General features: G+C 76.4%; 7 protein-coding genes. 4 read left to right on the top strand and 3 right to left on the bottom strand.

Annotation, left to right across the window (positions count from 1 at the left end):
* Positions 1-109: 109 nt before the first annotated feature.
* Together MUU72_RS25430 and MUU72_RS25425 are read left to right on the top strand one after the other, a co-directional pair.
* Positions 110-901: an acyltransferase gene (locus tag MUU72_RS25430; protein WP_372503257.1), complete on the top strand. Its 792-nt coding sequence runs from the start codon at positions 110-112 to the stop codon at positions 899-901.
* 9 nt (positions 902-910) lie between these two features.
* A complete protein-coding gene (locus MUU72_RS25425) occupies positions 911-1,471 on the top strand; it encodes a YbaK/EbsC family protein (RefSeq protein ID WP_248015719.1) in 561 nt (186 codons plus the stop codon).
* Positions 1,472-1,528: 57 nt separating this feature from the next.
* Here the strand turns inward: MUU72_RS25425 and MUU72_RS25420 are convergent, their stop codons facing one another.
* The 3 genes from MUU72_RS25420 to MUU72_RS25410 form a co-directional block, all read right to left on the bottom strand.
* Positions 1,529-2,014, bottom strand: a complete 486-nt coding sequence (locus MUU72_RS25420; protein WP_248015718.1) for a GNAT family N-acetyltransferase — start codon at positions 2,012-2,014, stop codon at positions 1,529-1,531.
* A gap of 127 nt (positions 2,015-2,141) precedes the next feature.
* On the bottom strand, positions 2,142-2,561 hold the full coding sequence (locus tag MUU72_RS25415; RefSeq protein ID WP_248015717.1) for a CoA-binding protein: 420 nt from the start codon (positions 2,559-2,561) through the stop codon (positions 2,142-2,144).
* 238 nt (positions 2,562-2,799) lie between these two features.
* The gene (locus MUU72_RS25410; protein WP_248015716.1) at positions 2,800-3,570 is read right to left on the bottom strand and encodes a type VII secretion system-associated protein; all 771 of its coding nucleotides are present in this window, start codon (positions 3,568-3,570) and stop codon (positions 2,800-2,802) included.
* Positions 3,571-3,807: 237 nt separating this feature from the next.
* Here MUU72_RS25410 and MUU72_RS25405 point away from each other — a divergent pair, with 237 nt between their 5' ends.
* Complete coding sequence (locus tag MUU72_RS25405) at positions 3,808-4,434, top strand: YigZ family protein (protein WP_248015715.1); 627 nt, start codon at positions 3,808-3,810, stop codon at positions 4,432-4,434.
* Positions 4,435-4,565: 131 nt separating this feature from the next.
* Entirely contained in the window at positions 4,566-6,113 is a 1,548-nt protein-coding gene (locus MUU72_RS25400) for an APC family permease (RefSeq protein ID WP_248015714.1), read from the top strand.
* Positions 6,114-6,144 lie beyond the last annotated feature (31 nt).

Raw genomic sequence — 6,144 nt, 5'->3', positions numbered from 1 at the left:
AGCAGGGTCTTGAAGTCGTGCGTCATGGTGTTCCTTGTTCCGTAGGGCGGGGGTGGGGCGAAGATCACAGGCCGGCGCGCGGCCGGGGGCCGGGCGGGCTGAGTACGGTGTGCGGGTGCCGATAAACCAGAACGTGTTCTCGTCCTTGACGGCCTGGCGGCGCCGGGCGGTGTCCCGCGCCGTCCACCGCGGGGCGCGCTGGGTGCGGGAGAGCGCGGCCGTCACCGCCGAGCGGCCGGGCCCGTACCGCTTCCGCCGGATCGGCACCGGCACCCGCCTGGCGTTCCCGCAGGGCACGGTCTTCGGCGACCCGTGGATCGAGCTGGGCGACCACTGCATCATCGGCCAGGACGTGACGCTGACCGCGGGCATGATGCCCGATCTCGACCTCGGCCCGGACCCGATCCTGACGCTGGGCAACGGCGTGGTGCTGGGCCGCGGCAGCCATGTGATCGCCGACGTCCGGCTGACCATAGGGGACGACTGCTTCTTCGGCCCCGGCGTCTACGTGACCACCACCAACCACAGCTACGACGACCCGCGGACGCCCGTCGGCAAGCAGTGGCCGCGCACCGACCCGGTGGACATCGGGCCGGGCGGCTGGATAGGCACCGGGGCGGTCATCCTGCCCGGCGCCCGGCTGGGCCGGAACGTGGTGGTGGCGGCCGGGTCGGTGGTGCGCGGCGAGGTGCCCGACCACGCGGTGGTGGCCGGGGCGCCCGCCCGGGTCGTCCGCCGCTGGGAACCGGACGCGGGCTGGCAGCCGCCGCTGCGGACGCCCGCGCCGGTGCCGATCCCGGAGGGCGTCACCCCCGAGCAGCTGCTGGCGCTGGGAGAGCTGGACGCGTGGGGAGATCCGGGGGAACGGCAGCAGGCGGACGGACGGCGGCGCGGCTGCTAATTTGGCGGTATGCCCGTGCCGATGGATGCCTTCGACGACGTCCGGCCCGCCACCGCGTGCCTGGACCTGCTGCCCGGCCCGGTGGCCGCCGCCCTCCGCGACTGGCGCGGCTGCGTCCCCGTGGAGGAGGTCCGCTACGTCGACACCGACCCGGCCATCGCGGACACCGAACTCCTCGTCGGCCACTACGGTTCCTGGCTGCTGGAGCAGTCGGCGAACTGCGTGGTGGTGGCCGGCAAGCGCGCCGGTGAGACCACCCTGGCGGCCTGCGTGGTCCTGTCCACCACCCGCGTCGACGTCAACGGCACGGTCCGCCGCCGGCTGGGCGCGCGCAAGGCGTCGTTCGCGCCGATGGACACCGCCGTCGGCGAGGGCGGGATGGAGTACGGCGGCATCACCCCGGTCGGCCTGCCCGCCTCCTGGCCGCTGCTGGTCGACGCCGCGGTCGCCGACGCGCCCTTCGTGCTGATCGGCAGCGGCAGCCGCCGCGGCAAGCTGATCCTCCCGGGCAAGACGCTGGCCGAACTGCCCGGCGCGACCGTCCTGGAGGGGCTGGGCGTCCCCGCCTGACCCGGCGGGCCGGGCCCCGGGTGGGCGGCCCCGGCCGGGCGCCGGCCGCCGCGCCCGCTACCCGAGCTTCAGGGACAGCGGGATGGCGTGCTCGGTGAACCCCAGGCTGCGGTAGAGCGGTTCGGCCGCGTCCGTGGCGTGCAGATCGACCCGGCCGACGCCCTGCCGCGCGAACCACGCCACCAGCGCCTCGGTCGTGGCCCGGGCGTAGCCGCGGCCGCGGTAGCGGGGGTCGGTGCACACGTTGAAGACGAAGCCGACCCGGCCCGTCGGATGGGCCGGGGACGGCAGCCGCTCGTCGATCCGGCCGAGCGCGCACGCCGCGAGGTGCCGCCCGTCCGCACCGGGCCCGTCCGCGGCGCCGTCCACCACGAAGGCGGTCAGCGGGGCGTCGGGCCCGGTCAGCTGCCGGCGGGCCGCCGCCTCGGCGTCCCGCTCCCAGCGGCCGGACGCGGCCCGCCCGTTCATCGCCAGAAACATCAGCCGGCGCAGCCGGACCAACTCGGCGGCGTCCTCGGGGCGGGCGGCACGTGGCGTGGTCATGGCGGAATGCTACGGGGTGTCCGCAAGGTCGCGTCGTTCGCCCGGAGGGCGTGCCGGGCGCCGGACGGCAGGCGGGACTTCGCGGACACCCCCCCAGCGCGGCCCGCCCCGGTCCGGCCCGCCGGGCTCAGCCCAGCCGGGGGATCTCGATGGCCGGGCAGCGGTCCATCACCATCTCCAGTCCGGCGCCGCGCACCCGCTCCCCGGCCGCCTCGTCGATCACCCCGAGCTGGAACCAGACCGCCCTGGCGCCGACCGCCACCGCCTCGTCGGCGACCGCACCGGCCAGATCGCTGCGGACGAACACGTCGACCACGTCGATGCCGAACGGGACCGCGTCGAGCGAGGGGTAGCCGGGCTCGCCGTGCACGGTCTCGGCCTTGGGGTGCACCGGGACGATGCGCTTGCCGTAGCGCTGGAGCACCTCGGCGACGCCGTACGCGGCGCGCCGCTCGTTGCCCGAGAGCCCCACGATCGCCCAGGTGTCGCCGAGTTCGGTGAGGATCCGGCGGATGGCCGCGCGGTCGCCGGGGCCGTCGTCGTACATGGTGTCTCCTGTCGTCCGCCGCGTGCGGTGCGGGCCGCGCCTGCGGGTGTCGGGGCCGGGACGGTGGTGCACCACGGTCAACGGCGGGGCGGGCCCGTTGATTCCGCGCGGTGGCGCGCCGCGTCGGCCGGACGGGAGCGGGGGACGGCAGGGGAACGCCCCGCCCGAAGGGGAAGACGGGCGGGGCGGATCGGGGGCGGCCGGCGGCTGCCGCGGGTCGCTCCGGGAGCGGGGCGGGTCAGCCGGTGGCGCGGGGCGCGCCGGCGCCGACCGCGCGGGTGGCCGCGGAGCGGGCCGGTTTGCCGATGGCCCGGCCGCCGCCCACCGGCTCCGGGGCGCCGGCGCCGGTACCCGGGCGCAGCGCCGCCGCGGCGGCCGGTTCCCGGTCCCGGTCCCCGGTACCGCCCGCCGCGGCCGGCGCCGGGTGCAGCCGCGCCGGCTCCACGACCATGCTCACCGCCCCGGCCGGGTTGACGTAGAGGGCATGGCCCGGTGGCAGCTGCCCGAGCAGCTCGGCCACCGGCCGCCGGTCGTAGAGCAGCCGGCCCGCCGCCTCCAGCTGGGCCGGGGCGGTGTAGACGGGCACGACCGGCGCGCCCTCGGGGGAGGCCGCGGCCAGCGGCGTGCCCGCCGCGGTGACCAGGACGGACACCTCCGCCCGCGCCAGCTCCTCCCACACCGCCCGCTCCGGGCCGTACCCGGTGGCGGCGAGCTGCACCGCGCGGTCCACCGGGTCGGTGGGGTCCGCCCAGTCCAGCATCTGCGGCGACGGCCGGTACTCCGGGTTGTCCCGCCACTCCTCGATCGTGCCGTCCGGGCCGGAGCGCCACTGCCCGATCACCGCCCACAGCGGTGGGGCGCCCTCGCCCGCCCAGGTCAGGTCCACCATGGCCAGCCAGTGGTCCGGTGCCTCGCGGGCCGCCTCGACGACCTCCGGGGGCGGTACCGGCATCTCCTCGCCGGTCACCGGAACGCCGGCCGTCATCGCCGCCTGTGTGCTGTCGTCCATCACGCCCTCCGCCGAGCCGCCGTTCCGTTCCGCGGGGCGCCGGACCGTCCGGGGACGCCGGGCCCCGCCTTTGCCACAGTGCCCACGGGCGCCCCGGACGTCTCCCCGACGCACCGTGCGGACGGCCCGGGTACGCCGCCCGGCGGTGCGCACTGCGCCCGTACGGCGGATGCCGCAGCGCGGCGCGGGGCCCCGGGCCGCGGCCCGCCCCCGCCGGGCGGCGCTTAGGCTGGTCGGATGCAGGACCAGTACCGGACCGTGGCCCGTGCGGGCGTCCACGAGATCGAGATCAGCAAGTCCCGCTTCCTGTGCGCGCTGGCGCCGGCCGCGACGGAGGAGGAGGCCCAGGCGGTCATCGCGCGGGTCCGCAAGGAGCACCCGACGGCCCGGCACCACTGCTTCGCGTACGTCCTCGGGGCCGACGGCGGGATCCAGAAGGCCAGCGACGACGGGGAACCGGGCGGCACCGCCGGCGTGCCGATGCTCCAGATGCTGGTGCGGCGCGAGGTGCGCTACGTGGTCGCCGTGGTCACCCGCTACTTCGGCGGTGTCAAGCTCGGCGCGGGCGGGCTGATCCGGGCGTACGGGGGCGTGGTGGGCGAGGCGCTGGACGCGGTGGGCACGGTGACCCGGCAGAGGTTCCGGCTGGTGACGGTCACCGTCGACCACCAGCGCGCGGGCCGGCTGGAGAACGACCTGCGCACCACCGGGCGCGCGGTCCGCGAGGTGACCTACGGGGCCGAGGTGCGGATCGAGGTCGGCCTGCCGGAAGCCGAACTGGCGGCGTTCCGGGCCTGGCTGGCGGACACCACGGCCGGCACCGCGCGGCTGGAACTGGGCGGGGAGGCGTACGCGGAGGTGTAGCGGGCGCGGGCGGGAGCCCTCCTGCGGCGGGTTCGGTCCAAGGCGGTGCGCGGCGGGCCGGGGACGTGCCAGCCTGGGCGGCGGACGGGCCGCGGGCCGGGCCGCGCGCCGGTACGGGAAGGGGCTGTGGGATGCCGGACCTCCTCGGGGAACGGGTGGGCTTCGTCCGCCGGATCGGGCTGTTCCAGGCCACCGCCATCAACATGAGCCAGATGTGCGGCATCGGGCCGTTCGTCACCATCCCGCTGATGGTGACCGCGTTCGGCGGCCCGCAGGCGGTCATCGGCTTCCTGGCCGGAGCGGTGCTGGCGCTCGCCGACGGGCTGGTCTGGGCGGAGCTGGGCGCCTCGCTGCCCGGGGCCGGCGGGAGCTACGTCTACCTGCGGCAGGCGTTCCAGTACCGCACCGGGAAGCTGATGCCGTTCCTGTTCGTGTGGACGGCGATGCTGTTCATCCCGCTGGGAATGTCCACCGGTGTCATCGGCTTCGTGCAGTACCTGGGCTATCTGTGGCCGGGGATGAGCCCGGGGCAGGGCGACGCGGTGGGGCTGGCGGTGACGGTGGGCATCGTGGTGCTGCTGTGGCGCCGGGTGGAGTGGATCGCCCGGCTCACGGTCGTGCTGTGGACGGTGATGATCGCCGCCGTCGGACTGGTCATCGCCGCGGCGTTCACCCACTTCAGCCCGGAGCGGGCGTTCACCTACCCCGCGCACGCGGTGGACCTGACGTCCGGTCACTTCTGGGTCGGGTTCGCCGGCGGGCTCACCATCGGCGTCTACGACTACCTCGGCTACAACACCACCGCCTACATGGGCGCCGAGATCCGCCGGCCCGGCCGCACCCTCCCGCGGGCCATCCTCCTCTCCATCCTCGGCATCATGGCCATCTACCTGCTGCTCCAGATCGGCACGCTCGGCGTCGTCGACTGGCGGGAGATGCTCGACCCGCACAGCACCGCCGGCTCCTCGGTGGCCTCCGCCGTGCTGGAGCGCACCTGGGGCCGCACCGCCGCCGGCGCGGTCACCGTGCTCATCCTGGTCACCGCGGTCGCCTCCGTGCTGACCGGGCTGCTGGGCGGCTCCCGGGTGCCCTGCGACGCGGCCCGGGACCGGGTCTTCTTCCGCCCGTACGGCACGCTGCACCCGCGCCACCGCTTCCCCGTGCTCGGCCTGCTCACCATGGGCGGCCTCATGGCCGCGGGCTTCCTGCTCGGCCGGCACACCGATCTGACGACCGTGATCCAGCTGCTGACCACGGTGATGGTGATCGTCCAGTCGCTGGCCCAGGTCGCCGCGGTCACCGTGCTCCGCCGCCGGCAGCCGGCGCTGCGCCGCCCGTACCGGATGTGGCTCTACCCGCTGCCCAGCCTGGTCGCGCTGGTCGGCTGGCTGGTCATCTACGGCTACGCGGACGCCAACGCGCCCGGCCGGCACCCGATCGAATGGTCCCTGGCCTGGGTCGCGGCCGGGCTGGCGGCGTTCCTGGTCTGGGCCCGGCACGAGCGGGAGTGGCCGTTCGGCCCGAAGCGGATCAGCGAGCCGTACCTGCGCGCACCGGAGCCGGACGGGACCGGTCCGGGCGCGGCCGCACCGGGTGAGGCGGTCCCGGGCGGCGCGGAGCCGGGCGCGGGAGAGCGGCGGGCGGGCGAGGCGAGCGGGGCGGGGGCGGCGGACGGCTGACGGGCGGGGCGGCGGCCGCGCGCACCGCCGC

The organism is Streptomyces rhizoryzae, from assembly GCF_023155275.1.
Taxonomy (GTDB): domain Bacteria; phylum Actinomycetota; class Actinomycetes; order Streptomycetales; family Streptomycetaceae; genus Streptomyces; species Streptomyces rhizoryzae.
This window is presented reverse-complemented; position numbering and strand designations above follow the sequence as displayed.